This window comes from Sphingomonas sp. TX0543 (assembly GCF_048565505.1).
Lineage (GTDB): Bacteria > Pseudomonadota > Alphaproteobacteria > Sphingomonadales > Sphingomonadaceae > Sphingomonas.
On record NZ_JBLZUS010000002.1, the window covers coordinates 1,683,175 to 1,708,823 of the forward strand.

The 25,649-nt window shown below is 65.3% G+C and carries 27 protein-coding genes; 10 read left to right on the top strand and 17 right to left on the bottom strand.

Annotation, left to right across the window (positions count from 1 at the left end; all coding sequences use genetic code 11):
- Positions 1-87 precede the first annotated feature (87 nt).
- The gene (locus ACM61V_RS08695; RefSeq protein WP_419713946.1) at positions 88-672 is read left to right on the top strand and encodes an FKBP-type peptidyl-prolyl cis-trans isomerase; all 585 of its coding nucleotides are present in this window, start codon (positions 88-90) and stop codon (positions 670-672) included.
- Positions 673-743: 71 nt separating this feature from the next.
- Here ACM61V_RS08695 and ACM61V_RS08700 read toward each other — a convergent pair whose 3' ends face one another.
- The 3 genes from ACM61V_RS08700 to wecB form a co-directional block, all read right to left on the bottom strand.
- Positions 744-1,526, bottom strand: a complete 783-nt coding sequence (locus tag ACM61V_RS08700) for a metallophosphoesterase (RefSeq protein WP_137785860.1) — start codon at positions 1,524-1,526, stop codon at positions 744-746.
- A 91-nt stretch (positions 1,527-1,617) separates the two neighbouring features.
- The gene (gene wecC / locus ACM61V_RS08705) at positions 1,618-2,916 is read right to left on the bottom strand and encodes a UDP-N-acetyl-D-mannosamine dehydrogenase (protein ID WP_419713947.1); all 1,299 of its coding nucleotides are present in this window, start codon (positions 2,914-2,916) and stop codon (positions 1,618-1,620) included.
- The gene (wecB, locus tag ACM61V_RS08710) at positions 2,903-4,018 is read right to left on the bottom strand and encodes a non-hydrolyzing UDP-N-acetylglucosamine 2-epimerase (RefSeq protein WP_137785858.1); all 1,116 of its coding nucleotides are present in this window, start codon (positions 4,016-4,018) and stop codon (positions 2,903-2,905) included. The genes wecC and wecB overlap by 14 nt, the downstream gene beginning before the upstream one ends.
- Before the next feature lie 113 nt (positions 4,019-4,131).
- Here wecB and galU point away from each other — a divergent pair, with 113 nt between their 5' ends.
- Positions 4,132-5,001 (top strand): UTP--glucose-1-phosphate uridylyltransferase GalU, encoded by an 870-nt coding sequence (gene galU / locus ACM61V_RS08715; protein WP_137785857.1) that lies wholly within the window; start codon positions 4,132-4,134, stop codon positions 4,999-5,001.
- On the top strand, positions 4,998-5,993 hold the full coding sequence (locus tag ACM61V_RS08720; RefSeq protein WP_137785856.1) for an SDR family NAD(P)-dependent oxidoreductase: 996 nt from the start codon (positions 4,998-5,000) through the stop codon (positions 5,991-5,993). The genes galU and ACM61V_RS08720 overlap by 4 nt, the downstream gene beginning before the upstream one ends.
- 137 nt (positions 5,994-6,130) lie before the next feature.
- Here the strand turns inward: ACM61V_RS08720 and ACM61V_RS08725 are convergent, their stop codons facing one another.
- The 8 genes from ACM61V_RS08725 to ACM61V_RS08760 all read right to left on the bottom strand — a co-directional run bounded on the left by ACM61V_RS08725 (position 6,131) and on the right by ACM61V_RS08760 (position 12,699).
- The gene (locus ACM61V_RS08725; protein ID WP_137785855.1) at positions 6,131-6,373 is read right to left on the bottom strand and encodes a hypothetical protein; all 243 of its coding nucleotides are present in this window, start codon (positions 6,371-6,373) and stop codon (positions 6,131-6,133) included.
- A gap of 98 nt (positions 6,374-6,471) precedes the next feature.
- Complete coding sequence (locus tag ACM61V_RS08730) at positions 6,472-7,230, bottom strand: HesA/MoeB/ThiF family protein (RefSeq protein WP_249341444.1); 759 nt, start codon at positions 7,228-7,230, stop codon at positions 6,472-6,474.
- Positions 7,227-7,628 carry a hypothetical protein gene (locus ACM61V_RS08735; protein ID WP_249341443.1) on the bottom strand — a complete coding sequence of 134 codons (402 nt, stop codon included), beginning with the start codon at positions 7,626-7,628 and terminating at the stop codon, positions 7,227-7,229. The genes ACM61V_RS08730 and ACM61V_RS08735 overlap by 4 nt, the downstream gene beginning before the upstream one ends.
- A 1-nt stretch (position 7,629) precedes the next feature.
- Positions 7,630-8,076, bottom strand: coding sequence for a dUTP diphosphatase (gene dut, locus ACM61V_RS08740; protein ID WP_137785853.1), 447 nt, complete (start codon positions 8,074-8,076; stop codon positions 7,630-7,632).
- A gap of 57 nt (positions 8,077-8,133) precedes the next feature.
- The gene (gene coaBC / locus ACM61V_RS08745) at positions 8,134-9,315 is read right to left on the bottom strand and encodes a bifunctional phosphopantothenoylcysteine decarboxylase/phosphopantothenate--cysteine ligase CoaBC (RefSeq protein ID WP_137785852.1); all 1,182 of its coding nucleotides are present in this window, start codon (positions 9,313-9,315) and stop codon (positions 8,134-8,136) included.
- Positions 9,312-10,433 carry a hypothetical protein gene (locus ACM61V_RS08750; RefSeq protein WP_137785851.1) on the bottom strand — a complete coding sequence of 374 codons (1,122 nt, stop codon included), beginning with the start codon at positions 10,431-10,433 and terminating at the stop codon, positions 9,312-9,314. Before ACM61V_RS08750 ends, coaBC begins: the two co-directional genes overlap by 4 nt.
- Positions 10,433-11,971 carry a 2-polyprenylphenol 6-hydroxylase gene (gene ubiB, locus ACM61V_RS08755; RefSeq protein WP_137785850.1) on the bottom strand — a complete coding sequence of 513 codons (1,539 nt, stop codon included), beginning with the start codon at positions 11,969-11,971 and terminating at the stop codon, positions 10,433-10,435. Before ubiB ends, ACM61V_RS08750 begins: the two co-directional genes overlap by 1 nt.
- Positions 11,968-12,699 carry a class I SAM-dependent methyltransferase gene (locus tag ACM61V_RS08760; RefSeq protein WP_137785849.1) on the bottom strand — a complete coding sequence of 244 codons (732 nt, stop codon included), beginning with the start codon at positions 12,697-12,699 and terminating at the stop codon, positions 11,968-11,970. The genes ubiB and ACM61V_RS08760 overlap by 4 nt, the downstream gene beginning before the upstream one ends.
- Positions 12,700-12,747: 48 nt before the next feature.
- On the opposite strand from ACM61V_RS08760, the gene mutM reads away from it, so the two are divergent.
- From mutM to dnaA, 3 genes are all read left to right on the top strand, one after another.
- A complete protein-coding gene (gene mutM, locus ACM61V_RS08765; RefSeq protein WP_137785848.1) occupies positions 12,748-13,563 on the top strand; it encodes a bifunctional DNA-formamidopyrimidine glycosylase/DNA-(apurinic or apyrimidinic site) lyase in 816 nt (271 codons plus the stop codon).
- 91 nt (positions 13,564-13,654) lie between these two features.
- On the top strand, positions 13,655-13,918 hold the full coding sequence (gene rpsT, locus ACM61V_RS08770; RefSeq protein WP_137785847.1) for a 30S ribosomal protein S20: 264 nt from the start codon (positions 13,655-13,657) through the stop codon (positions 13,916-13,918).
- Positions 13,919-14,321: 403 nt separating this feature from the next.
- Positions 14,322-15,716 carry a chromosomal replication initiator protein DnaA gene (dnaA, locus tag ACM61V_RS08775; RefSeq protein WP_419713948.1) on the top strand — a complete coding sequence of 465 codons (1,395 nt, stop codon included), beginning with the start codon at positions 14,322-14,324 and terminating at the stop codon, positions 15,714-15,716.
- A 16-nt stretch (positions 15,717-15,732) separates the two neighbouring features.
- On the opposite strand, the gene ACM61V_RS08780 is transcribed toward dnaA, so the two are convergent.
- The 4 genes from ACM61V_RS08780 to secB all read right to left on the bottom strand — a co-directional run bounded on the left by ACM61V_RS08780 (position 15,733) and on the right by secB (position 19,381).
- The gene (locus tag ACM61V_RS08780) at positions 15,733-16,041 is read right to left on the bottom strand and encodes a PspC domain-containing protein (RefSeq protein WP_137785845.1); all 309 of its coding nucleotides are present in this window, start codon (positions 16,039-16,041) and stop codon (positions 15,733-15,735) included.
- Between the two features lie 221 nt (positions 16,042-16,262).
- The gene (trpS, locus tag ACM61V_RS08785) at positions 16,263-17,270 is read right to left on the bottom strand and encodes a tryptophan--tRNA ligase (protein ID WP_137785844.1); all 1,008 of its coding nucleotides are present in this window, start codon (positions 17,268-17,270) and stop codon (positions 16,263-16,265) included.
- A 17-nt stretch (positions 17,271-17,287) separates the two neighbouring features.
- The gene (gene murJ / locus ACM61V_RS08790; RefSeq protein ID WP_419713949.1) at positions 17,288-18,847 is read right to left on the bottom strand and encodes a murein biosynthesis integral membrane protein MurJ; all 1,560 of its coding nucleotides are present in this window, start codon (positions 18,845-18,847) and stop codon (positions 17,288-17,290) included.
- Positions 18,848-18,871: 24 nt separating this feature from the next.
- Positions 18,872-19,381, bottom strand: coding sequence for a protein-export chaperone SecB (gene secB, locus ACM61V_RS08795; protein ID WP_137785842.1), 510 nt, complete (start codon positions 19,379-19,381; stop codon positions 18,872-18,874).
- A 159-nt stretch (positions 19,382-19,540) separates the two neighbouring features.
- Between secB and ACM61V_RS08800 the strand changes: the two genes are divergently transcribed.
- From ACM61V_RS08800 to ACM61V_RS08815, 4 genes are all read left to right on the top strand, one after another.
- A complete protein-coding gene (locus ACM61V_RS08800) occupies positions 19,541-20,185 on the top strand; it encodes a Tim44/TimA family putative adaptor protein (RefSeq protein WP_137785841.1) in 645 nt (214 codons plus the stop codon).
- 28 nt (positions 20,186-20,213) lie between these two features.
- Positions 20,214-21,488, top strand: a complete 1,275-nt coding sequence (locus ACM61V_RS08805; protein ID WP_137785840.1) for a murein transglycosylase A — start codon at positions 20,214-20,216, stop codon at positions 21,486-21,488.
- Positions 21,463-22,035 carry a Smr/MutS family protein gene (locus ACM61V_RS08810; RefSeq protein WP_137785839.1) on the top strand — a complete coding sequence of 191 codons (573 nt, stop codon included), beginning with the start codon at positions 21,463-21,465 and terminating at the stop codon, positions 22,033-22,035. Before ACM61V_RS08805 ends, ACM61V_RS08810 begins: the two co-directional genes overlap by 26 nt.
- 104 nt (positions 22,036-22,139) lie before the next feature.
- Complete coding sequence (locus ACM61V_RS08815) at positions 22,140-23,801, top strand: putative bifunctional diguanylate cyclase/phosphodiesterase (protein ID WP_419713950.1); 1,662 nt, start codon at positions 22,140-22,142, stop codon at positions 23,799-23,801.
- On the opposite strand, the gene dapE is transcribed toward ACM61V_RS08815, so the two are convergent.
- Together dapE and ACM61V_RS08825 are read right to left on the bottom strand one after the other, a co-directional pair.
- Positions 23,779-24,942 (bottom strand): succinyl-diaminopimelate desuccinylase, encoded by a 1,164-nt coding sequence (dapE, locus tag ACM61V_RS08820; RefSeq protein WP_249341441.1) that lies wholly within the window; start codon positions 24,940-24,942, stop codon positions 23,779-23,781. The genes ACM61V_RS08815 and dapE overlap by 23 nt on opposite strands.
- Positions 24,900-25,568, bottom strand: a complete 669-nt coding sequence (locus ACM61V_RS08825; protein WP_137785837.1) for a glutathione S-transferase family protein — start codon at positions 25,566-25,568, stop codon at positions 24,900-24,902. The genes dapE and ACM61V_RS08825 overlap by 43 nt, the downstream gene beginning before the upstream one ends.
- Positions 25,569-25,649: the final 81 nt, after the last annotated feature.

Consider the following 25,649-nt stretch of genomic DNA (forward strand, 5'->3'; position numbering starts at 1 on the left):
GGCGGCGCCAATTCTGCCCGAATCGCGACCGGCTGAAAGTCGAGCGGTCCTGTTCGGCGCGGCCCAGCCTCTGCATCGAGGGAAATCATGTCGACCGTAACCGCCGTTCCGATTCCGCCCGTCAAGCGCAGCTATATCGTGTGGCTGGTGCTGGGCATCGTTGCCGTGCTGGTCGCGGCGGCCGCGCTCGCTTTCCAGGGTGACGATTTCCTTGCCCGGAACGCCCGCCAGAAGGGCGTGATGACCACCGCGTCGGGCTTGCAGTATCAGGTGCTAACGCCCGGCGCGGGCGCGAAGCCCACCGACACCGATGTCGTGCTGGTGAATTACGAGGGCAAGCTGCTCAACGGCACCACGTTCGACAAGTCGCAGCAGCCGACGCCGTTTCCGGTAACCGGCGTCGTGCCCGGCTTCAGCGAAGGGCTGAAGCTGATGCCGAAGGGCTCGAAGTATCGCTTCTGGATCAAGCCGTCGCTCGGCTACAAGGACAAGGCGACCGGCCCGATCCCGGCCAATTCGGTGCTGGTGTTCGATGTTGAACTGATCGATTTCCTGCCGGAAACCGTGCTTCGCCAGATGCAGATGCAGCAACAGATGCAACAGCAGAAGGGTGGCGCCGGCGCCGGCGCCGGCGCTCCTCCGGGTGCGCCCGCCGGCCCCGGAGGCCGCTGACACCAAGATTTTGCGCGACTAGAAAACCGGTCGGCTGTGATGCCGCCCGGTTTTCTGCTGTCCGAGACGTTTTAGTGGCTGGCCGCAGGCGCGCTTGATTCGAGCGTCCGTTGATCGCGCCCTTCCAGCACCAGCGCCGTCAGCCGCCCGGTGGCGAATGCACCGGTATCGATCCCGATGCGGTTATGGCGGAATTCCGGTGCGTCGCTGATCGTATGGCCGTGGACGACCACGCCATCGAAGCTGCCGTCGTGGCTCAGAAACTCGCGGCGAATCCAGCGCAGGTCCGCCTCCTTCTGCTCCTCGAAGGTGGCGCCGGGGCGCATCCCGGCATGGACGAAGCGATAGTCACCCAGCGAAACCCCGCTGCCGAACGAATCGAGAAACGCGAGATGCTCGGCCGGCACCAGGCGCTGGATCAGTGCCGCCAGTTGCTCGAAATCGCACGCGTCATAATCGTCCGGATCCGCGCCGTAGCTCAGCATCGTCTCGCGGCCGCCGGCCCGGTGAAACACCGTCAACGCATGCCGATCCCCTGCCGCGGCGTGGAGCAGCAATTCCTCGTGATTGCCTTTGATGAAATCGCAGTGCCGATCGGAAGCGGCGAGTTGCAACGCCCGCTCCACCACGCCACGCGAATCAGGCCCGCGGTCGATCAGGTCGCCGAGGAAGATCAGGCGAACCTGCGCGCCGATCCCGTCGCTGTCGCGGTCGATCGCGTCCAGCAATTCATCGAGACAGTCTGATCGCCCGTGAATGTCGCCGATCGCATATACGCGCACGCCGTCGGGCAGTGCGGGTGGTGGCGTGACGGGGGCGGGGGCGGATTTGCGGAAGAAACGCGAAATTACCATCTGCACTCTATAGCCGTGATGGCGATCGATATGGACCGCTTAATGCGGGTATCAAGCCATTCCGGCGAAGATGGATTTCGTCCGGGCGTGTTCAGGCCGCGCGGCGTTGCTCGCCGGTTCCGCTCCGCGCCAGATTCGCATCGCCCCAGATGCCGCGCGTGTCCAGCACGTGCTTGTCCGCACGTTCCTCGATCGGCACCGAGCGGAATATGTCATGATCGACCAGCACGATCATGATCGGGCAGTCCGCGATGGCGCTGTCGATGTCGATCAGTCGCGCTCCCGCCTCCACAAGGCCGTCGGGCAGGGTGGCGGCGTAGGGTTCGACCACGGCGATCCGCGGGCCGAAGCGCGCGGCCAGCGCCTCCGCCACCTTCAGCGCGGGGCTTTCGCGGAAATCGTCGATGTTCGGCTTGAACGCGAGGCCGAGGCAGGCGACCGGCAGGCCGGGCAACGCCTCCAGCAGCGCGGTGGCGCGCACGATCACCCAATCGGTCTTTCCGTCGTTCACCTCCCGCGCGGTGCGGATCAGCGGCGTCTGCTCGGGCGCGGCGTGGACCAGGAACCAGGGATCGACCGCGATGCAATGGCCGCCGACGCCTGGGCCGGGCTGGAGGATGTTGACGCGCGGATGCCGGTTGGCGAGCCGGATCACCTCCCACACATCGACGCCCATCTTCTCCGCAACGATGCTCAGCTCGTTGGCGAAGGCGATATTCACGTCGCGGAAGGCGTTTTCGGTCAGCTTGGTCATTTCCGCCGCGCGCGCGCTGGTGGTGACACAGGCGCCGCGCACGAACCGGCGATAGAAGGCCAGCGCCTTGCGCGCGCAGCGCGGCGTGATCCCGCCGATCACGCGATCGTTGTCGATCAGCTCCACCAGGATCCGCCCCGGCAGCACGCGCTCCGGGCAATAGGCGATGGCGATATCCGCCGCCTCGCCCGCGACGCCGGGCACCTTCAGATCGGGGCGCAGCCGCGCGAGGAGATCGCGCACCTGCTCCGTCGTGCCGACCGGAGATGTCGATTCGAGAATCACGGTATCGCCGGCCTTCAGCACCGCCGCGATCGTCGTGGCCGCGTTCAGCACATAGCCGATATTGGGCGCGTGACCGTCGGCAAAGGGGGTCGGCACCGCGATGACGAACACGTCGGCCGCCTCGATCTCCAGCGACGCGCGCAGGCTGCCCCGCGCGACGACGCCGGAAACCAGGCCGTCGAGATCGACCTCCTCGATATGCACGCGGCCGGAATTGATGGTCTCGACCACGGCGGGGGTAACGTCGATCCCGACGACCCTGGCGCCGCTGCGCGCGATCACGGCGGCGGTCGGCAGGCCGATATAGCCAAGCCCCAGGACGGCGACCTTCAGCTCGTTATCCGGCACCATCGGCAATAACCCCTGCAATCCGAACCGCCGCGTGGCCGTCGCCAAAAGGATTGTGGGCGCGCGCCATCGCGGAATAGGCGGCCTTGTCGTCGATAAGGGTGAAGACTTCGGAAACGATACGGTCCGCATCGGTGCCGACCAGCTTCGCGGTGCCGGCGGCGATGCCCTCGGGGCGCTCGGTAGTGTCGCGCATGACGAGCACCGGCTTGCCGAGCGCGGGCGCTTCCTCCTGCACCCCGCCCGAATCGGTAAGTGCGAGATGGCACATGCCCAGCGCGCGGATGAAATGCGGATAATCGAGCGGCTCGATCCGGGCGATATTGGGCCGATCGCCCAGAATCGCGTCCATGACCGCGCCGACATTCGGATTGGGATGCATCGGGAACAGCACGGCGGTGTCCGCGCGCGCCGCGATCCGCGCGATGGCGTTGGCGATATTTTCCATCCCGCCGCCGAAATTCTCGCGCCGATGCGTGGTGACGAGGATCAGCTTTCGCCCGGCGAACCGCGCCGCCACCTCGTCCAGCCCGGCCGCAAGCGAAGGATCGGCATCGATCCGCGCGCTCGTCCAGTGCAAGGCATCGATCACGGTATTGCCGGTGACGTGGACGCCTCCGCGGATATTCTCGCGGGCCAGCGCCTGCGCGGCGGTGGTGGTGGGGGCGAAATGCAGGTCCGCGATCGGCGCGACGATGCGGCGGTTCACCTCCTCCGGCCAGGGATGATAGATGTTGCCGGAGCGCAGGCCCGCCTCGACATGCGCGACCGGGATCTTGCGGTAATAAGCGGCGAGCGCGCCCGCCATCGCCGTGGCGGTGTCACCCTGGACGATCACGCGCGCGGGCTGTTCCCGATCCATGACCTCGCCCAGCCCGGTCAGCAATCGCGCGGTGAGCCGGTCGAGCGTTTGCCCCGGCTCCATGAGATCGAGATCGATATCCGGGGTGAGCCCCGCGATGGCCAGCACCTGATCGAGCAGGCCGCGATGCTGCGCCGTAACGCAGACGCGCGGCGTGATGCCGGGGATCGCCGCCAGAGCACGCACTACCGGGAACAGTTTGATCGCTTCGGGCCGCGTGCCAAATATCAGCAGAACTTTCATGCCGCCGGATTATCCGGATTGGCTTAAGGACGCGCTAAGCATCTGCCGCTAAGCAAATTGTCGATGCGACCATGCACCGATAAAGACGCTGGCGTCGCAACAGGGACGAATGAATGTCGATCAAGCCGCTTCGTAAAGCCGTATTTCCTGTCGCCGGGCTCGGCACCCGCTTCCTTCCCGCCACCAAGGCGATGCCGAAGGAAATGCTCACCGTCGTCGATAAGCCGCTGATCCAATATGCGGTGGAGGAGGCGATCGAGGCGGGGATCGAGCAGATCATCTTCGTCACCGGGCGCGGCAAATCCGCGCTCGAGGATCATTTCGACATTTCCTATGAGCTAGAGGCGACGCTTAAGGATCGCGGCAAGAGCCTGGCGGCGATCGAGGGCATCCGCCAGCGACCCGGCTCGCCGGTCTATGTCCGCCAGCAGGAGCCGCTCGGGCTGGGCCATGCGGTATGGTGCGCGCGCGAGATCGTGGGCGACGAGCCGTTCGCGGTGCTGCTGCCGGACGAATTGATGGCGGGGAAGCCCGGGCTGCTTGCGCAGATGTGCGAGGTTTATCAGCGCACGGGCGGCAATGTCATCGGGGCGCTGGAGATCGACGCCGATCAGACGGATAAATACGGAATCATCTCTCCCGGCGCGCGCGATGGCCGCGTGGTCGAGGTTGCCGCGCTGGTCGAAAAGCCGGCGTTGGGCACCGCGCCGTCCAATCTCATGATTCCGGGCCGCTATATCCTGCAACCCGAAGTCATGCGGATTCTCGATAATCCGGTGAGGGGAGCGGGGGGCGAAATCCAGCTCACCGATGCGATGGCGCAACTGATCGGGAAGCAGGCGTTCAACAGCGTGCTGTTCGATGGGCAGCGCTACGATTGCGGCGACAAGGCAGGGTATATTCAGGCGAACCTCGCGCTGGCGCTCGCGCGGGACGATATCGGGCCGGTGGTGCGCGAATTCGCGCGGAAGCTGGTCGGATGATCCTCGTCACCGGAATGGCCGGGTTCATCGGCCATGCGGTGGCGGCCGCGCTGGCGGCGCGGGGCGAGCGTGTGATCGGGATCGATAATCTCAACGATTATTACGATCCGGCGTTGAAGCGCGCGCGCCTCGCCGATCTATCGGCGCGTTTCGGTGATGCTATCGCGTTCGTCGAGGCTGATATCGCGGACGAGGCCGCGCTTGACGCGGTCGTCGCGGGGCGGGGCGTGGATCGCATCGTGCATCTCGCGGCGCAGGCCGGGGTGCGATACTCCTTGGAAAATCCGCGCGCCTATGTCCGTGCCAATCTGGCGGGGCATGTGAACATTCTTGAACTCGCCCGGGGGCTGGGTGTCCGCCACCTTGTCTATGCTTCATCCTCGTCGGTTTATGGCGGCAATGACAAGATGCCGTTCAGTGTCGAGGATCGGGTCGATCGGCCCGTATCGCTCTATGCGGCCACCAAGCGGGCGGACGAACTGCTCAGCGAAAGCTACGCGCATCTGTTTCGCATTCCGCAGACGGGGTTGCGCTTCTTCACGGTCTACGGCCCATGGGGGCGGCCCGATATGGCGCCGTGGCTGTTCACCGCCGCGATTCTGGAGGGGCGGCCGATCAAGCTGTTCAACAATGGCGTGATGCGGCGCGATTTCACCTATATCGACGATATCGTGGCGGGTGTGCTGGCCGCGCTCGACAGGCCGCCCGCCGACGATCGTGCCGAGAAGCCCGGCGGAAGTGTGACGCCGCATGCGCGTTACAACCTCGGCAACAACCAGGCCGAGGAGCTGGTGCGGCTGATCGATGCGATCGAGGCGGCATGTGGACGCGGCGCCGTGCGGGAGATGCATCCGATGCAGCCCGGCGACGTTTGCGCCACCTATGCGGATATTGGGGAGACGACGCGAGATCTCGGCTTCGTGCCCGTCACCCCGATCGCGCACGGCATCGCGCGGTTCGTCGACTGGTATCGCGGCTATTATCGCATCTAGCAACAGCCCCCAAGACCCACGCGCTATTTTCTCGGTGTTTGGCTCGCCGTCTGAGAGGAAACCAGCGCAGATCCCGCAAAAGAAAACAAAAAAATAGCGGCCCGGAGACCGCTATTTCTTCCGAATTCCCTACGAACTCAGTTGCTGCTCGAATTGTTGTTCGAGTCAGCGATCACGACGATACCGGCGATGACGGCGGCAGCGGCGAGGACGGCGATGAGAACACCACCGCCAGCGAGCTTTTCCTTCGAAGCCGACGGGGTCGCAGCGCGCGACTGACCCACCGACAGGCTGGACGCCGGGTTAGCCGGCGCGGCGATCGCCGGAGCGACGGCGAGCGACGCGGCAGCGGCGGCGGCGATATATTTGGCAAGACGCATGATAAACTCCCTTTCCGGTCCGGGGGCGTAATTGCATCAACCTCCGGTGTTTGCAAGCCTCTAAAGCCGGACGGTTAACAAAGTTCCGCTGGATTGAGTCACGAATTTGTAATTCTGCAACGACAGGCCGGGTCTTTTTGAAGTCGAACCGTTCGCATCCTGAAGTAGAGCAAATCAGCGATAAGCAATTCCCCGGCCGTATCGTGACCAAAAAACGAGATAGCACGAATCGCTTCCATAGCGGCCAGGCTTCCGATCATGCCTACCATCGGACCCATAACGCCGTCTTCAGCGCACGATACTGCCTCTCGCCCCGGCTCGTTACCTACCAGGCAGCGATAGCATGGCTTGTCGGATTCCCATCCGCGATAGACCGCAAGCTGCCCGTCGAATTGCCCGACCGCGGCAGACACCAGTGGAATATGTGCGGCGAAGGCCGCGTCCGCGACAGCGAGGCGCGTTGCGAAGCTGTCGCTGCCGTCGATCACTACCGTCGCGTCGGCTAGCAATTGCGCGGCATTGCCGGGGTCAAGGCGGGCGGCGCGCTCTTCTATTGCGATATGTGGATTGATCGCGCGCGCGGCATCTGCAGCCGCACTTACCTTTGTTCTACCGACATCGGCGGTACGGAAAATCGTCTGACGCTGAAGGTTCGACAACTCGACGCGATCGTCGTCGATAAGGATAAGACGCCCGATCCCTGCTGCTGCCAAGTACTGGATCGCTGGGGAACCGATCCCGCCCGCGCCCACGAGCGCGACCGACGCGCACTTGAGCCTTATTTGACCGACACCACCGATCTCTCGCAGCACGATGTGCCGCGCGTAACGTGCCAGCTCGTCCGCGCCGAGCGTCACTCGCTCCATGCGAAATCAATCGATGTGCGATACCAGGTGTCGGCACCGGGGGCAGCCAAGTTCGCCCGCGCCATCCGCGATGTCAGGCCGACCGCATATTGCTCGACCGTTGGGCAGCCGATAGCGCGTGGCATAATCTTACGCACATCGCCGTCTCGGTCGACCAGCACGCCAAGCTCGACGTGCAGCGAAAAGCCTCCTGGCTCGCGTACCGCAACAGCGCAGCGTCCGGCCGCCACTTCATCACGAACGAATTTCGACAGTTCCGGCGTAGGCTCGGTGCGTCGGATCAGCGGCAGCTCCGCCAGAGTCGACCATTCCGTCGCAGGCAGGTTGGCACTGGGCCGCTCGCTGCCGGCGAGCTGCAACATCATGAGCAATATGGCGGGGATCATCATGTCATCGCCCGGTCGATCCAAAGCCGCCCGCGCCGCGCACCGTCTCATCCAGTATCGCGACTTCTCCGAGCACGGCGTGCAAGACCGGCGCGGCGACGAGCTGTGCGATGCGCTGTCCGCGCTTCACCTCGAACGGCTCATTGCCAAGATTGGCGAGGATCACCTTCACCTCGCCGCGATAATCGCTGTCGATCGTTCCCGGCGTGTTGAGACAGGTGACGCCATGGTTGAGCGCCAGACCGGAGCGCGGGCGCACCTGCACTTCATAACCATCCGGTATCGCGATCGCGAAGCCGGTCGCGACAGCGTGCCGCGCACCGGGCGCGAGAGTCAGATCCTCGGCCGCGACGATATCCATCCCGGCCGCGCCAGCGGTTGCATAGACTGGCAGGGGAAGGCCGGCGCCGTTGGCCAGGCGCTGTATCTCGATCGTTATCTGGTCAGTCATCGCCCTTCATATAGTGGAAGCTGCGCGCGTCGCCACCGGAAGCGTTTGCGATCCGTGTCAGGCGAGCGCCTCGGCGATGCGCTGCGCCAGCCGCTCTGCGACGGCCAGTTTGGACAGCCGCTCCCAACTTTCAACCCCGGCTGCGGTGACGATGTGGATCGCGTTCGCGTCTCCGCCCATCACATCGCCCGACACATCATTTGCGACGATCCAGTCGGCGCCCTTGCGCGTGCGCTTGGCGACGGCGTGATCGACCACCTTTTCAGTCTCCGCAGCGAATCCGATGAGGAGGCGTGGTCGATGCGGACTGTGCGCCAGCGTCGCGAGGATGTCCGGATTTTCGGAGAGATGCAGCGTTGGGGTGCCTCCCTCGGTCTTCTTGATTTTCTGGGCAGCCGTCTGCTCTGCGCGCCAGTCCGCGACTGCCGCGACCATCAGGGCGGCATCGACGGGCAGCGCGCGATCGACGGCAGCGGCCATCTCGCGCGCAGTTTCAACATCGATGCGATCGACGCCGGCCGGCGTAGGCAGTGTGACGGGGCCGGCGATCAGCGTAACCCGCGCGCCGAGCTTGGCGAGCGCTCCGGCAAGAGCGAAGCCCTGCTTCCCGGAACTGCGGTTGGCGATATAGCGCACGGGATCGATCGACTCGTGCGTCGGCCCGGCGGTGAGCAATATGTGGCGGCCGGCCAGTGGTGTGGTGCGGGGCGCGAATTGCGCCTCGATCGCCTGGGCGATCGCCGCCGGTTCCGGCAAACGACCGGGGCCATATTCGCCGCATGCCATCGCGCCCTCGTCCGGCTCGAGCAGGAGCACGCCGTCCGCGCGAAGCTGCGCGACGTTGCGGCGGGTTGCGGCGTGCTGCCACATGCGAACGTTCATCGCGGGGGCGGCGAGCACCGGCTTGTCGGTGGCGAGCAGCAATGTGGTGGCGAGATCGTCGGCGATGCCCGCCGCCATCCGCGCGATCAGATCGGCTGTGGCGGGTGCGACGACGACCAGATCGGCTTCTCGGCTGAGCTGGATATGGCCCATTTCCGCCTCGTCCTTCAGATCCCAGAGGGTCGTGTAAACCTTGTCCTCCGAAAGCGCGGCGAGCGTCATCGGAGTGACGAAATGCGCTCCGCCTTCGGTCAAGACGCAGCGAACCCGGTGGCCCGCCTTGCGCAGCAGGCGAACCAGCTCACACGCCTTATAGGCCGCGATGCCGCCGCCCACGATCAAAAGGATGCGTTTCATCGTACGACTCTTGTCACGGTGATGCGGCGCGTGTCGAGCGCGGCGGCGAGCAGATCGCGCAGGCTATCCGGCACGAAGATCAGGCCGGTCAGCAGCAGGGGCGCTACCAGCAGCCCCCAGTAGAAGGTATCGGCGCGGCAGAAGCATGCGATCAGCGCGGCATAGACGAGCAGCGTCGCCAACATGCGTCCCGCGAAGGGGTCGCGCCACCCGGCCCAGCCGGCGACCGCCAGCACTACCAGCGGCGCGGCGAGGGCCAGCGGCAGCATGGTAAGCGCCGTCGACAGCGCCATCGTCCTTATGAAAAAGCCGACGCCCAGCATGCCTGACCAGCCGGGCGAGGCGGGATCGAAAGGGCGGACCACGGCTCCTACGGCATGAGCATGAGCCGCGACGGCAACCGCGAAGATCGTTGTGGCGATAAACCATCCAAGCGCCTCGCGCCGGTCGCCATTCGTCAGCGCGAGGACGAACATCGCGCCGACGTACAACGCCGCCGTCTCGCGGATGAGCATCGCCGCCAGACCGAAGGCGACGGATTCGATCCAGCGCCCCGGTCGCCATAATGCGACGCTCAACGCGATCAGCAGTCCGGCCCAGATCTCGTGAAAAACGAGAAGTTCCGGCTGGACGCAAACGGCCATCCCCCCCGCCAGCAGCAGCACGGCGATCACGACCGGCTGCCACCGCGCCATCGCCGGCCGTAGCCGTTCCCACCAGGCGACCGCGACCACGATGACCAGCGCATAGAGCAGCAGCGGGACGATCGCCGGCGGAAAGTGTGCCTGTACGAGGGCCAGCGTAGGTAGCCGAAAAGTGACAAAGGGACGGAGCGGATAATTGCCGGTGCGGAGCGCTTGCGCGGTAACGAGATAATAGTCGCCGCCGTGTCGCACCGAATCGACGATCGATTCGTAAAGAAGCACGTCGGCGCGATTCTCGCTCGCCGGGGCCTTGGGATCGACTGGTGGCGGCCCGGCGGCAACCAAGGCCGTGAACGAAAAAACCAGCAGCAGCGCGAGCACCGCCAGCGCGATCCTGGCGCGCTGGCGCGGCCAACCGGCGAAGCGCGTCGGTTGCGCCAGCCAGAGCGGCGATCGCGCCCGCCCGCCCGTCATCACCAGTGCAGCGCGCCCAGGGTCGCGGCAGCCCCGGCGAGCCCGGCTATCAGCGCGACGGCCGCATAGCGCCAGCCGCCGCCGATCCGCACCGTGGCGATCTCGCGCAGCGGCGGGGCGGGGGGCGCGCCGCCCGGCGCCGGGAACCGATCCTCGATGCGACGGACAAGGTCAGGCAGGCGCGTGAGCGTGCGAACGTCCGCGATCAGCCGGTCGGCTATCGCCGCTTCCGGGCCCAGCTCCGTCCTGATCCATTCCTCCACAACGGGCCCAGCCGTGTCCCACATGTTGATATCGGGATCGAGGCTGGTCGCCACGCCCTCCACCATTACCATCGTCTTCTGGAGCAGCAGCAGATGCGGCTGCGTGGCCATGTCGAAATCCCGGGTGATCGAGAACAGGCCATCGAGCATCATGCCGATCGACATGTCCTTCACGGGCAACCCGCGCATCGGCTCGCCCACCGCGCGCAGCGCCGTGGCGAATTCGGCGACGTTGTGATGCGGCGGCACATAGCCGGCCTCGAAATGGATTTCGGCGACGCGGCGATAGTTCCCGGTGATGAGACCGTAGAGAATCTCCGCGAGCCACACGCGCGCGCGCCGATCGATCCGGCCCATGATGCCGAAATCGATCGCGACAATGCGGTTGCCGGGGACTGCGAACAGGTTTCCCTGGTGCATGTCGGCGTGGAAGAAGCCCTCCGCGATCGCCTGCCGCAGGAAAGCGTGAACCAGCGCGCGCGCCAGGGCAGGAAGATCATAGCCCCGCGCGACCAGCGCCGCGCGATCGGAAAGCTTGACGCCATCGATCCATTCGATCGTTAGCACCTTGCCCGTGGTGCGCTGCCAGTCGACCGCGGGGACGCGATAGTCCGGCTCTGCTGCCATCGCTTCCGCGAGTTCGGACGCGGATGCCGCCTCGCGCCGCAGATCGAGCTCGCGCGCCGTCCAGCGCTTGAACGTCTCGATCACCAGCCGGGGCTGGAGGCGCGCGATCTCGCCCCCCATCGGCTCGATCTGCGCGGCGGCCCATTCATAGGTTTCGATCGCGCGCGCGAATTCCTCCTCGACGCCCGGGCGAAGCACCTTGACCGCAACGTCCCGCCCATCGGTGGTCACTGCGCGGTGGACCTGCGCGATCGAGGCGGCGCCGACCGGAACCTCGTCGATGCTCGCGAAGAGATGGTCGAGCGGGCGACCGAAGCTTGCCAGCAATTGCGGGCGGATTTCGGCGAAGGGCACCGGTGGCAGCGCATCCTGCAGCCGCATCAGATCGGCCGCCGCGGCCTCTCCGACCAGATCGGGTCGGGTAGCTAGCGTCTGGCCGAGCTTGACCGCAGCCGGCCCGATCGCTTGGAAAGCATCGGCGTAACGCGGCGTTGCCGGTGTCCGCGCTCCTAAGCGCGCGAGGCGAAGCAGGCGACGCAGGCGCGGCGGCGTGTTCGGATCGCGCTCAATTCCGCGCAGCGCGCCGTGCCGCGCGAGTATCCGGCCCCATTTCAGGAGCCGCCAGCCATGGACGACGGCGGAGGTCAAATCTTCCAGCCGCTGTGGATCGCCACCAGCCCGCCAAGCAGCGGCTCGACCTTCGTCTGGGTAAAGCCCGCCGCGCGGATCATGCCCTCGAACGCCGGCATATCCGGGAAGCGACGGATCGATTCGATCAGATAGCGATAGCTGTCTCGATCATGCGCCAGCAACTCGCCGATCCGCGGCACGAGATGATGCGAGTAGCTGTCGTATATCTCCTTGAAACCCGGCCACTGCGTCGTGGAAAATTCGAGACAGAAGAAACGCCCGCCCCGCCGCAGCACGCGATGGGCCTCGCGCAGCGCCGCTGGAATATCGGTGACGTTACGAATGCCGAAGGCGATCGTATAGGCATCGAAAAAGCGATCAGGGAAGGTCAGCGTCTCGGCATTCGCCTCCGTCCACACCAGCCCGTCGATGCCGCGCTGCTGGGCGCGCTGCATGCCCACCTCCAGCATCGCCGGATTGATATCCGCGACCGTGATGCTCGCGCCGGCGCGCTCCAGCCGGAAGGCGATATCACCGGTGCCGCCCGCCATGTCGAGGATCTGCTCGCCGGCGCGCGGTTTCACGCGGCGCACGAAGCGATCCTTCCACAGGCGGTGCATCCCCGCCGACATGGCATCGTTCATTACGTCATAGCGGGAGGCGACGCTGGTGAAGACGCCGCCGACGCGCGCGGTCTTTTCGTCGCGCGCGATATCCTCATAGCCGAAAGAGACGATTTCACTCATGGCACCCAGCCCTAGCGGGGGGCGTGGCCGGCGGCTAGAGGCAGTGTAATGCCGGAGCTTCCCGAGGTAGAAACCACCGTTCGCGGCCTGGCGGCCGTGCTGGAGGGCGCAACGATCGCGTCGATCGAGGCGCGCCGCGCCGATCTGCGGCGACCTTTCCCCGACGACCTGCGCCAGCGGCTTACCGGCGCGTGCATAGTCTCGCTCGACCGGCGGGCGAAATACGGGCTTATCGGGACCGATCGCGGAGATACGATGATCTTCCACCTGGGCATGTCCGGGCGGTGGCGGATCGATCCCGAAGATGTGCTGACGCACGATCACCTGCTGATCGAAACCGCGGCGGGGCGTCGGCTCGCGCTCAACGATCCCCGTCGATTCGGGTCGGTCGATTTATGGCGCAGTGAGGCCTTGGATGGTTTTCCCGCCTTTGCGGCGCTTGGACCGGAGCCGCTCGGGCCGGACCTTAACGCGGCGTATCTCGTTCGTGCGCTCGCTGGGCGGCGAATGTCGATTAAGCTCGCGCTTCTCGATCAGCGGATCGTCGCCGGGTTGGGCAACATCTATGTCTGCGAGGCGCTGCATCTGGCGCATATTTCGCCGCAGCGGGCAGCCGGCGAAATCTCGCGCGCCAGGCTGACGCGGCTGGTCGATGCGATTCGCGCCGTCCTGCGCTCCGCGATCGAGGCGGGCGGCTCGTCGCTCAGGGATTATGCGCGGCCGAATGGCGAACTGGGCTATTTCTCGAAGCAGTTCGCAGTTTATGGTCGCGAGGGCCTACCGTGCGGATGCGGTGGCGTCGTCGCGCGTTATGCGGAGGGCGGGCGCTCCACGTTCTGGTGCCCCACCTGCCAGCGCGGTTGACCCGGTGAGCATCGCGCGCTAAGGGGCACGCTTCCAGGGCGAAGGGGATACCCGGCGCCCTTTTTTCATCGATCAGATTTCGAGGACGTCAATGGCGAACACGCCGCAAGCGAAGAAGCGCATCCGTCGCAACCAGCGTCGGGCCGAAGTCAACGGTAACCGCGTGGGCCGTATCCGCACCTTCGTGAAGCGGGTCGAAGCCGCTCTCGCCGCCGGTGACAAGACCGCAGCCAGCGCCGCGCTCGCCGAGGCGCAGCCGGAAATGGCCCGGGGCGTTGCTCGCGGGGTGCTTCATCGCAACACCGCCAGCCGCAAGTTCTCCCGCCTGACGAAGCGGGTTGCCGCACTGGCCTGACGGCAGCTAACCGTTACGGCGACACGAACGCCCGTCGGGAATTTCCCGGCGGGCTTTTTGTCGTTGCGGTGCGGTGTAACCAAAGAGTCATGGATTTCCCGCGATTCGCATTCCAGTGACGCTGGGGCGTTCTGAAATACGCGTTACATTTCAACATATTGTGAGATTTTTGACGGATTTGCGCCGTCCGTGACGAGTCAACGTTTTTATTTCGAGATTGTGTCAGGCTGCGGCCTTGATCGACTCACCGGCTTGTTCCTAAACCTTGCCCCGTCGCAACGGCGTTCGCCGTGCGCTCAACGTTACAGCGTCGTATTCCGACCGTGGTGGGGACCACATCGGGGGGACTTTTTTGGCGGTTCAATAACAGGCTGCGACGCTGTGCGTCGCTGCCCCGGGAGAGTTGCGCGTGGCATCAGGCGGTGAGACTTCGGAGCAGTTGAGCGATGTGGCGCGCGCCTGGGCACGCGTCCGCTCCAATCTGCGCGAGTCGGCCGGTGCGCGGTTGTTCGAGCAGTGGCTGAAGCCGATCGAGTTGATCGAGAGCGGAGACGCAGACGCGATTCGTCTGACGTTGCCGTCCGCGTTCATGACGAATTGGGTGCGCAACCATTACGCCGATCGACTCGTGCACGAATTCCGCGCGCTGCTGCCTCGCGTCCGCACGGTCACGATCGACACAGCGCGGGCGGGGGCTGTTGCCGACGTGATCATGCCCGCCGCGCTTCCTGCGGCGCCGGTTGCGGAATCGGCACCAGCGCATGTGGTTGGGGAGCGTCCGCTGCTCGATCCGCGCCTTACCTTCGAACGCTTTGTCGTGGATGCCTCTAACAAGGTTGCCTACAACGCAGCCCGCGCGCTCGCCGCACCGGGCCCGGTGCGCTTCAGCCCGCTATTCCTCCACTCGGGGACGGGGCAGGGCAAGACGCATCTGATGCACGCGATCGCGCACGAATTCCTCGCTGCGCAGCCCGAGGCGCGCGTGATGATCATGTCCGCCGAGCGCTTCATGTTCGATTTCGTTTCTGCGCTCCGCGGACGCGACACCTTCTCGTTCAAGGCGCGGCTGCGCGGCTGTGATCTGTTGTTGATCGACGATCTTCAGTTCATCGCCGGCAAGGACGCGACGCAGGAGGAGTTCTTCCATACCGTCAACGAGATCATGGCGGCGGGCAAGAGGCTGGTGATTTCCGCCGATCGCTGTCCGCAGGCGCTTGATGGGATAGAGGCGCGCATCGTCGGCCGGATGGCGATCGGGCTGGTCGCTGATATCAAGGCACCGTCGCTAGAGCTGCGCCGCGCGATCCTGGATAGCAAGCTGGCCGATCTGCCGGAGGCGCGGGTGCCGCGCGAAGTGCTCGACATGCTCGCAGGGCGTATCCGCACCAACATTCGCGAGCTGGAAGGTGCGCTCAACCGCGTCGTCGCCTATGCGCAATTGACCGGCGACGCGATCGATCTGGAGTTCGCGATGACCGTGCTCGGCGATGTGCTGCGAGGCGGGCAGCGCCGCGTGACGATCGATGAGATCCAGAAGCTTGTATCGACGCATTTCGATCTGAAGCCGATCGATCTTGTTTCGGCGCGGCGCGCACGTGCAGTGGCTCGGCCACGGCAGATCGCGATGTATCTCGCGAAGCGCCTCACCACGCGATCGCTGCCAGAGATCGGGCGGAAGTTCGGCGGGCGCGATCATTCGACGGTGATCCATGCGGTACGCAGGATCGAGGAATTGCGCGACAGCGACAACGATATCGACAGTGCCGTCCGCGTCCTGATGCACCAACTCGAAAACTGACGCATCAGGGGGAGTTTCACGCAGCCTGCGAGAATACCGGAGCAGGAGTGTTGTTCTGTTCCGGTACTACGGGAGCGATATCGCCTGCGGGGGCGGTGTTCACCTGTGTTTTCTGCTTCGGCTCCGGCGCAAAGATTCGGCTCGCGATAACGATCGCTGCCATCGTGAGGTAGGCGATCGCCACCCCCTCGATGCTCCACACCAGGCCGACCGCCAGCGCGACGCGCAGGATGTTCGGATGGAAACCGAAATCCTCGCCCAGCCGGCGGCAAACGCCGAAAATTTCGTGCTTCGGAGTGCTGGCGTTGGCAGAGTTGGCGGACATTGACTGGCTCCATTTGGTCGGTGAAGCGATGCTTCACCTGATGCCTGATACACAGCAGGAGTCGTGCCAGTTTTGTGTGTTACTGAAATACAAGGATATTATCGGAAAGCAGCGTGGCGGTTAGTCGCGCTGCGGGAAGACCGCTGCCAACAGTTGGCAAATTACGCCAATAGCTGAAAATGCCGCCGCCCTGTCGCACACGATCGAACGACGGCCGGAATTTACGCGAGCAGCCCCATCGCTTCCTGCGTCGCGCGCAACACCGGCGCGGCGAGGCTGCGCGCCTTGTCAGCCCCGCGCGCGAGGATCGCGTCGATCGCGGCGGGATCGTTCAGCAAGCGCAGCATCTCATCGCGGATCGGGCCGAGCGTCGCCACGGCGAGGTCCGCGAGCGCGGGCTTGAACGCGCCGAAGCCCTTGCCGGCGAATTCAGTCACCACGTCGGCCGCCGCGCGATCTGCGAGGGCGGCGAAGATGGTCACGAGATTGCGCGCCTCCGGCCGCCCCTCCAGCGCCTCCCATGAATCGGGCAGCGCGTCCGGATCGGTTTTCGCCTTGCGAAACTTGTCGGCGATCACATCATCCGAATCGATCAGTTTCACCACCGATTGTACCGACGGATTCGATTTCGACATCTTTGCGGAGGCATCGCGCAACGACATGATGCGCGGCGCGGCCTTGCTCACCAGCGGCTCGGGCAGGGTGAAGAGATCGCGCTTGTAATCGAGATTGAACTTGGTCGCGATATCACGCGCAAGTTCCAGATGCTGCTTCTGATCTTCGCCGACCGGCACGTGGGTGGCGTTATAGAGCAATACGTCCGCCGCCATCAGCACCGGATAATCATATAAGCCGACCGACGCGCCCTCGCGGTTCTTGCCCGCCTTGTCCTTGAACTGCGTCATCCGGTTAAGCCAGCCGACGCGCGCGACGTTGTTCAACAGCCACGCCAGTTCGCTGTGCGCGGGTACGCGAGTCTGATTGAACAGGATCGAGCGTTCGGAATCGATGCCGGCGGCGACGAGCGTCGCGGTCATTTCGATCGTGTTGGCCCTTAGCTCCGCTGGCGCGATCCATTCGGTGAGCCCGTGCAGATCGGCGATGAAATACATCGTTTCGCCGCCCTTGGCCTGAATTTCGCCCTGCATCGCCACCCACTGCTTCACCGCGCCCAGATAATTGCCGAGGTGGAGATTGCCGGTGGGCTTGATGCCGGAAACGACGCGCATGATTTCCCTTGTCTGATCTATCGACGGACGAGCCTTCGCGCATCGGCCAGCCGGAAGGCGCCGAACAGGAAGGTCGCGGCGACGTAAACCAAGCCGCCCAGCGCTACCAGCACGAACATCGCGCCCCACCGCGCCAGGCTCGGGCCGGTCGTGTATGGCCGGAACAGATCGTTCGCGAAATACATGACCGCCCCCATCAGCAGCGCGGCGGCCGCCAGCCGCCACGCGCGGCGGCGAAGTTGCGCATCGGGTACGAAATGCTCGCGGCGGCGCAGTTCGCGCCAAAGCATCCACACGTTAACGGTGGAGGCGAGCGCGGTGGCCAGCGGTGGCCCCATATGGCCGAGCGGCAGGATGAAGGCGAGGTTGAGGACCAGGTTTACCGCGATCGAAATCGTCGCGAAGCGCACCGGCGTTTTGGTGTCCTGCCTCGCATAATAGCCTGGCGTCAGCACCTTGACGAGGATGTAGCTTGGCAAGCCCACGGAAAAGGCCGCGAGTGACTGCGCGGTCGCGACCGTATCGGCCGGGGTGAACTTGCCGTGCTGGAACAGCGCCGCCACGATCGGCTGGCCGCAGACGATCAACGCGATCGTGGCCGGCAGGGTGAAGAACAGCGCCAATTCCATGCCGCGGTTCTGCGTTTCCATCGCCGCCGCGTCCTCGCCCTTCCCAAGGTGTGAGGAGATGGTGGGGAGCAGCACGGTGCCAAGCCCGATGCCGATAAGCCCGAGCGGGAGCTGATTCAGCCGGTCGGCGAAATAGATGTAGCTCACCGATCCCGCGGAAAGGAGGCTGGCGGCCAGCGCGGTGGAGATGACGAGATTGATCTGAACCGCGCCCGCGCCTGCCGCCGCTGGCCAGATCAGCGACAGGAGCCTCTTCACGTCCGGGTTGAGCGTCGGGCGGCGGATGCGCAGGCGCACCCCGGCGCGGCGACAGGCCCAGACCAGCCACAGCAATTGCAGCGCGCCTGATATCGTTACCGCGATCGCCTGATTGCGCGCTGTGAAAAGCGGCTCGTGATGGTGGAATAATAGCAGCGCGACGATCAGCGTAAGGTTCAGCAGGATCGGCGCGGCGGCGGCCACCCAGAAGCGGTGCAGCGAATTGAGGATGCCGCCCAGCAGCGAGACGAGGCTGATGAGCAGCAGATAAGGGAAGGTGAGTCGCGCAAGTTGCACCGCGAAGGCGAACTGATCGGGCGAGGCGTCGTGAAAGCCGCCGGAAAGCAGCCACGTAACCGGCCACGCTGCGATCTCCATGAGCACGGTCATGCCGATCAGCACCGGCAGCACCACCGACAGGGCATTTTCCGCGAAGGTCACGCCGTCATCCAGGCCACGCCCCCGGGGATCGGCGACCTTGTGGTTGAACATCGGGATAAATGCCGCGGAAAACGCGCCCTCCGCGAATAGCGCGCGGAACATGTTCGGCAGCCGGAATGCAATCAGGAAGGCGTCAGAGGCGAAGCCTGCGCCCACGAACCGCGCGAACAGCGAATCTCGCACCAGCCCGAGCACGCGGCTCGCCAGCGTGAGGCCGCCGACCGAGCCGAGCGCGCGGGTCAGGTTCATGATATCAGGCTTGGCGCAAGGGCGTCAGGCGTTGCCAACCGTACCCGCTTCGCCTTGCGCGCGCGCCTCGGCCTGCTGCTGATAAAGGCCGTTGAAGTCGATCGGCTCGAGCAGCAGCGGCGGAAAGCCGCCGTCCCGCACCGCATCGGCGACCACGCGGCGCGCGAACGGGAACAACAGGCGGGGGCCTTCGCCCAGCAGAAACGGCTGCACCGTTTCCAGCGGGATATTGCGCAGCCCGAACAGCCCGGCATAGGAAAGCTCGACGATGAAGGCGACGGTGCCGGCGCTCTCGGCGCGGATTTCAACCTTCAGCACCACCTCGTGTACCTCATCCGCCACCTGGCTGGAGCCGATGTCGAACTGCACGTTGATCTCTGGCGCCTGCTGGCTCTGATAGATCGCCGGGGCGTTGGGATTCTCAAACGAGAGATCCTTCACATATTGCGAGATAAGCCCGACCTGCGGCAGCGTATCGGCGCCATTGGGCAGCGCAGCGCCGCCAGTCGTCACGCCATTATCCTGTTCGGCCATCTCGTATCATTCCCCAAAACGTGCGAAGGAGGGCGCGCTGAACGCCCGAAAACTACTGAACCGGCGCCTAGCAGGGGCAATGCGCCGATTCAACGCCGCGAAAAATTGAATCGCGGGCGCATCGGGACTATGTTGTGCGTTCAGCGTATCGGAGGCCGGGTGTTCTATATTGTCCTTCTCGCGATGGTTGCCGGGTTCCTGGCATTGCGTCTCTACTCCGTGCTCGGCAAGCGCACGGGACACGAGCAGCCGTTGCCCAAGCCGGCCGACGACCGCGTTGCGCCCGGATCTATCCCGCGCACGATCGACGTGACCCCGGAGGTGCGTGAGTCGACCGTGCGCCCCATCGAGGGCGGCGCGGAGAGCGGGCTGCGTGCGATCGTGGCTGGTGAACCGGGTTTCGACGTGCCGCGCTTTCTCGAAGGATCGCAGGCCGCGTATCGGATGATCCTCGAAGCCTTCTGGCGCGGCGATGAGAAGACGCTGGCCGATTTGGTCGAGCCTGAAGTCGCCAGCGCTTTTGCCGAGTCGATCGCCGCGCGCGCGGCCGCGGGTGAAGTGCTGGAAAACCGCCTCGTCTCGATCGAACACGCCACGATCGTCGGTGCGACGCTCAATGGCCGCGACGCGCGAATCACTGTTCGTTTCGATGCCGATATCGCCGCCGTCACTCGCGACGCCGAGGGGCAGGTGGTCGCGGGATCGACCAGCGATGCGGTGGAGACCCACGACGTGTGGACCTTCGCGCGCACGCTCAAGAGCAGCGATCCGAACTGGAAACTCGCCGACACCGACGAAGCCTGAACGTGCTCGACCAAAAGGGGGAAGCCGCATGATTCGTCGTGGGGGATTGGCGCTGGCGGTCGCGACCTTGCTATCCGCCTGCGTGGGCGGTGTGGCGCCTCCGCCGCGACCGGGCAGCGCAGGCGCTGCGCAAGTGCCGCGCGACTATGATGTACCGGTGCGTCAGCCGACGCCCGCGACGCCGCTTTCACCCGTCGCGCAGGCCACGCTTCCCGGCGCGTCGACCGCCGCCACCGCGGGCCTTGTACGCGGTCCCGATATCTCGACGCTCCCGCTGACGAGCGATGGCGCCGCGGCGGCGCTGGCGGCATTCAGGCTCAGTTGCCCCTCGCTGGTGCGCCGCACCGACGTGTCCGGCCTGACGAACGGCGCGGATTGGCAGCCAGCCTGCGCCGCCGCCGCGGCGACCGTGCCGGGGGCTGCAGCGTCGTTCTTCGCGCGCTGGTTCGAAACGGTGCAGGTTGGCGACGGCCGTGCCTATGCGACGGGATATTACATCCCGGAAATCGCCGGATCGCCGACCTATCGCGAAGGCTATGCGCCGATCTACGCGCGGCCAGACGATCTGGTCGATGTCGATCTCGGGCAGTTCTCTGCCGATCTCAAGGGCAAGAGCATTCGCGGCCGCGTCGACGGCAACAAGTTCGTGCCTTATTACGATCGCACCGCGATCGAGCAGGGGGCGCTGAACCGCAAGGCTCGCATCCTTGGTTACGCTGTCGATCCGGTCGAGTTCTTCTTCCTGCAGGTGCAGGGTTCGGGGCTGGTGCGAATGCCCGACGGCAGCGTGTTGCGCATCGGCTATGATTCGCAGAACGGCCGCGATTATACCGGCATCGGATCGCTGATGCGGCAACGCGGCCTGCTCGGCCCGAACCAGCTTTCGATGCAGGGGATCGTGGGCTGGCTGCGGGCCAATCCCGATCAGGGGCGTGCGATCATGCGGGAGAACAAGAGCTTCGTTTTCTTCCGCGTGCTCGATGGGCCGCCGGTGGGCGCGCTCGGCCTAGCGGTGGCCGGCGGGACGACGGTGGCCGCCGATCCGCGTTTCATCCCGCTGGGCGCACCGGTTTTCCTGTCGATGGATCGGACCGATGCCACCGGGCTGTGGGTGGCGCAGGATACCGGCGGTGCGATCAAGGGCGCGAACCGCTTTGATACATTCTGGGGATCGGGCCGGGATGCGCGCGCGATCGCCGGCGGGATGAGCGCACGCGGCACCGCTTTTCTGCTGCTACCGGTCGGCACGCTCGAACGCCTGCAAGGAGGCGCGAGCGGTGGTTCGGCGACGCCTCGACGCTGAGGAAATAGCGCTGTGGGCGCGGGTGAAAGCCAGCGTGCACCCGCTACACCCCGTACGACGCAAGACGGCCGAACCGCCACTGCTACCGCCACAGCCACTGCCTGACCCGCCCGTCACGCCGCCACGAGCGAAAGGCCGAACGCCGACGATCCCGCCGGCGCGCGCAACGGCGCCGGTGCAGATACCGCTCGCTGCGACGACGCTCGATGGCGGCTGGGACCGCCGGATCGTGCGCGGCGCTGTCCAGCCAGATGCGACGCTCGACCTCCACGGGCATACGCTGCGCTCGGCGCACGCGATGCTGGACGCGGGGCTGGAAAGATCAATCGCGCGCGGCGATCGTGTGCTGTTGCTCATCACCGGGAAGCCACCGCGACCGGAAAGCGAGCGTCCGCACGCGCGCGGCGCGATCCGCGCGGCCGTAGCGGACTGGATCGCCGCTTCGCGCCACGCAAGTAACGTCGCGGCGTTGCGTAATGCTCATCCGCGCCACGGCGGCAATGGCGCATTGTACGTAATTTTCCGCCGAACTCGATCCAAACATTAACCTTTATGTGTCACCAGTAACCCTCTGCGGTTTGACTATCGGACCGCGCCGGCGGAGATCGAGCAACCATAATGGGGGAGCGTGTGACGCTTAGGAGTAAGGCGGTGTCGTTCGCATTTTACGCAGGCGGCGTCGCGTTCTTCCTGGCTTTGCTTGTTACCGCGCGCGATGGCTTCACCGCCGATTCCTATACCACCGCCTTTATCCCGGCGATCGTTTGCGCGGTAATGTGCTGGGCCTCCACCCAGCGCATCGTCGCGAACACGGCCGAGGCGATCGACAAGGCGGTGGATCGGCTGGCGGACGCCGCCGATGGCGAGATCGGGCAGTGTGTGCCCGACGAAATACGCACCGCCGTTCCGCAACTGGCGACCGCGATGGACCGCCTGTTCGCGCAGCTTACGGACAATATGGATAACATCCAGCGGCTTGCGCTGTTCGATCCGATAACCGGCCTTGCCAACCGCACCAATTTCCGCACCAGCGCCGAGCGATTGCTTGCCGAAACGGCGCCGCAGGTCGGGGCATTGTTCTTCATCGATCTCGATCGCTTCAAGACGGTCAACGATACGCATGGCCATGCCTGTGGCGACATGCTGCTGGCGATGGTCGCCGACCGTCTGCGGGTGGTTTCGGATCGCGCGGTCGCCGAGGAGGATATATATCCGCCGCTTATCGGGCGGCTGGCCGGCGATGAATTCACGATGCTGTTCCCCGTGCTGGCCGATCCGCGCGAGGCGGGATGGGTGGCGACGCAGATACTGGAAGCGCTCGCGACGCCTTTTCCGCTGATGAATGGCGAAGCGACGATCGGCGCCTCGATCGGTATCGCGCTGCGGCCCGATCATGGGCTTACACTGCATGATCTCATGCGCTGCGCGGATGCCGCGATGTATTGCGCCAAATCGGATGGCCGGGGCCGGTTCGAGCTATATAGCGAGGCACTAGCCGAGGAGATGGCGAGCCGCACGCGGCTGGATGCCGAATTGCGCGACGCCATCGATCATGATGAATTCACCCTGGTGTTCCAGCCGGAAGTATCGCTCTCCAGCGGCAATGTCGTCGCGGCGGAGGCGTTGCTGCGCTGGCGCCATCCGGTCGACGGGCTTCGATTGCCCGGCACCTTCATCGGGCGTGCCGAGGACAGCGGCCTGATGGTCGAGATTGGCGATTGGGTGCTCGCTCGCGTCGCGCGGACGATCGCGCACTGGGGATTGCTTGGCTTCGAGGGGCGGCTGGCGATCAACGTCAGCCCGCGCCAGATCGATCGCGCCGATTTCTTCGCGCGGCTGCGGGCGGCGATGCGCGAGGCGGGCGCACCGCCGCGATTGCTCGAACTTGAAATCAACGAAACGGTGGCGGCGCACGCACGTGGCGACGCAATCGCCGCGCTGGCGCAGTTGCGTGACGAGGGCGCCAAGATCGCGATCGACGGCTTCGGCACGGGGCTTTCGAGCGTCGCGCGGCTGCGGCAGTTGCCGATCGATCGCATCAAGCTCGATCGCGGGCTGATCGGCGTGATCGAGGAGGATCGGCAGGCGCGGCTCATCACCGCGGCGCTTATCGGGCTGATCCACGGCCTTGGTTGCGAAGCCGTTGCCGAGGGGGTGGAAACCCCTGCGCAGGCCGAACTCTTGCGTATTGCCGGGTGCAACGCGATCCAGGGCTATGGCGTAGCCCGCCCGATGGCGGAGGAGGATTTCCTGGCCTGGTCCGCCGCGCTCGATGATCTGGAGCCGAATTTCAGGAATGTGTCGATCGGGTGATAAGATCGGCGTAGATATCGGCAAGGGTCGCGAGATCCTCTACCGCCACCGCCTCGTCAAGCTTGTGCATCGTCGCATTGACGAGGCCGAATTCCACCACCGGGCAGATCGCGGCGATGAAGCGCGCATCCGATGTGCCGCCGGTAGTGGAGAGCGACGGCGTCAATCCGGTCCGCGCGGTGATCGCATCGCACACCATGGCTGAAAACCGCCCAGGCTCGGTCAGGAACGCCTCCCCCGAAATCCGTGCATCCACTTTCGCCTCGGGCGCATGGGCGTGGATGATCGCCTCGATCCGAGCGGCGAGATCGGGGCCGTTCTGTTCGTCGTTGAAACGGATCGACAGGCGCGCGGTGGCGCGGGCAGGGATCACATTGGTGGCGGGGTTGCCGACCGTGATATCCGTGACCTCGATGTTCGACGGCTGGAACCAGGCATTGCCCGCGTCGAGCGTGATTGCCTCGATCTCCGAAAGCGCGGCGACCAGCTTGGGAATCGGATTGTCGGCGAGATGGGGGTAGGCGACGTGGCCCTGTTTGCCCGGCACGTCGATCCAGATGTTCACCGAGCCGCGCCGCCCGATCTTTATCATGTCGCCCAGCCGCTCGACCGAGGTAGGCTCGCCGACGAGGCACAGATCCGGCTTCAACCCGCGCGCCGCCATGCGATCAAGGATGGCGCGCGTGCCATAGATCGCGGGGCCTTCCTCGTCACCGGTGAGCAGCAGGCTGACGGTGCCGGTAGCGGGCACCCGCGACGCGGCGGCGATGAAGGCAGCGATCGCGCCTTTCATGTCGACCGCGCCGCGCCCGTATAGCAGGTCGCCGCGCACCTCGGGGGCAAACGCGCCGGAGGCCCAGCCGTCGCCGGGCGGCACGACGTCGAGATGGCCGGCGAAGGCAAAATGCGGGCCGGCTTCACCGCGCACCGCGATCATATTCTCGACAGGGCCGTCGGGCGCTTCACCAACGGTGAAACGATCGACCGCGAAGCCGAGCGGCCTCAGCAACGCCTCCACCACATCGAACACCCGGCCGCTTGCCGGGGTGACGCTTTCGCAGCCGATCAGCTTCTCGGCGAGCGCCAGCGCGTCCAGCGTCACGCCTGGCCCGCCGGCTGCTCGTATTTCTCGATCACCCACTCCTCCTCCTGCGCGGCGGCGATCCAGTCCTGCATGAAGGGATGGTTGAGCACCGCCTCGACATAGCCGGTGGCGAAGCGCGCGACCGGCAGCGAATAGGTGACGATGCGGGTGCAGACCGGCGCGAACATGATGTCCGCCGCGCCGAACGTGCCGAACAGGAAATCCCCGTTGCCGCCGAAGCGGGCACGCGCCTGCGCCCACAATTCCATGATCCGCGTGAGATCGGCGATCACTTCGTCAGACGGGCGCCTGGGCGGATAGACCTGCCGGGTGTTCATCCCGCATTCGCGGCGCAGCGCGGCGAAGCTGGAGTGCATTTCCGCCGCCATCGAGCGCGCCATGGCGCGCGCGGCTTCATCCTCCGGCCAGAATTTATCGCGGCCGACCTTGTCGACGAGATATTCGACGATCGCGAGGCTGTCCCACACCACGATGTCATCGTCCCACAGAATCGGCACCTTGCCGGAGGAGGGCGCGAATTCGTCGCCCTCGCGGCGCTTGTCCCAATCCTGATCGTACAGCGGGACGACCACCTCATCGAATGGCAGGCCGGACTGACGGCAGGCGAGCCAGCCGCGCAGCGACCAGGAGGAATAGGCCTTGTTGCCGATGATAAGCTTCATGCGTGGCTGCCCGCGTTGGTGGATGAGTGCGGACAAGCGATAGCGGATTTTTGCCGCGCCGCGAGGGGGGAGGTGCGCAAA

Bases quoted from the DNA above. Each gene is read 5' to 3' on its own strand.
- rpsT (WP_137785847.1), top strand. From the start codon at position 13,655: ATGGCGAACACGCCGCAAGCGAAGAAGCGCATCCGTCGCAACCAGCGT.
- secB (WP_137785842.1), bottom strand. From the start codon at position 19,381: ATGGCCGAACAGGATAATGGCGTGACGACTGGCGGCGCTGCGCTGCCC.
- murJ (WP_419713949.1), bottom strand. From the start codon at position 18,847: ATGAACCTGACCCGCGCGCTCGGCTCGGTCGGCGGCCTCACGCTGGCG.
- wecC (WP_419713947.1), bottom strand. From the start codon at position 2,916: ATGGTGCCGGATAACGAGCTGAAGGTCGCCGTCCTGGGGCTTGGCTAT.
- ACM61V_RS08805 (WP_137785840.1), top strand. From the start codon at position 20,214: ATGATTCGTCGTGGGGGATTGGCGCTGGCGGTCGCGACCTTGCTATCC.
- ACM61V_RS08760 (WP_137785849.1), bottom strand. From the start codon at position 12,699: ATGAGTGAAATCGTCTCTTTCGGCTATGAGGATATCGCGCGCGACGAA.
- coaBC (WP_137785852.1), bottom strand. From the start codon at position 9,315: ATGAAACGCATCCTTTTGATCGTGGGCGGCGGCATCGCGGCCTATAAG.
- ACM61V_RS08750 (WP_137785851.1), bottom strand. From the start codon at position 10,433: ATGACGGGCGGGCGGGCGCGATCGCCGCTCTGGCTGGCGCAACCGACG.
- trpS (WP_137785844.1), bottom strand. From the start codon at position 17,270: ATGCGCGTCGTTTCCGGCATCAAGCCCACCGGCAATCTCCACCTCGGC.
- ACM61V_RS08695 (WP_419713946.1), top strand. From the start codon at position 88: ATGTCGACCGTAACCGCCGTTCCGATTCCGCCCGTCAAGCGCAGCTAT.
- ACM61V_RS08700 (WP_137785860.1), bottom strand. From the start codon at position 1,526: ATGGTAATTTCGCGTTTCTTCCGCAAATCCGCCCCCGCCCCCGTCACG.
- ACM61V_RS08720 (WP_137785856.1), top strand. From the start codon at position 4,998: ATGATCCTCGTCACCGGAATGGCCGGGTTCATCGGCCATGCGGTGGCG.
- dut (WP_137785853.1), bottom strand. From the start codon at position 8,076: ATGACTGACCAGATAACGATCGAGATACAGCGCCTGGCCAACGGCGCC.
- mutM (WP_137785848.1), top strand. From the start codon at position 12,748: ATGCCGGAGCTTCCCGAGGTAGAAACCACCGTTCGCGGCCTGGCGGCC.
- ACM61V_RS08780 (WP_137785845.1), bottom strand. From the start codon at position 16,041: ATGTCCGCCAACTCTGCCAACGCCAGCACTCCGAAGCACGAAATTTTC.
- ACM61V_RS08725 (WP_137785855.1), bottom strand. From the start codon at position 6,373: ATGCGTCTTGCCAAATATATCGCCGCCGCCGCTGCCGCGTCGCTCGCC.
- ACM61V_RS08825 (WP_137785837.1), bottom strand. From the start codon at position 25,568: ATGAAGCTTATCATCGGCAACAAGGCCTATTCCTCCTGGTCGCTGCGC.
- galU (WP_137785857.1), top strand. From the start codon at position 4,132: ATGTCGATCAAGCCGCTTCGTAAAGCCGTATTTCCTGTCGCCGGGCTC.
- ACM61V_RS08735 (WP_249341443.1), bottom strand. From the start codon at position 7,628: ATGATGATCCCCGCCATATTGCTCATGATGTTGCAGCTCGCCGGCAGC.
- wecB (WP_137785858.1), bottom strand. From the start codon at position 4,018: ATGAAAGTTCTGCTGATATTTGGCACGCGGCCCGAAGCGATCAAACTG.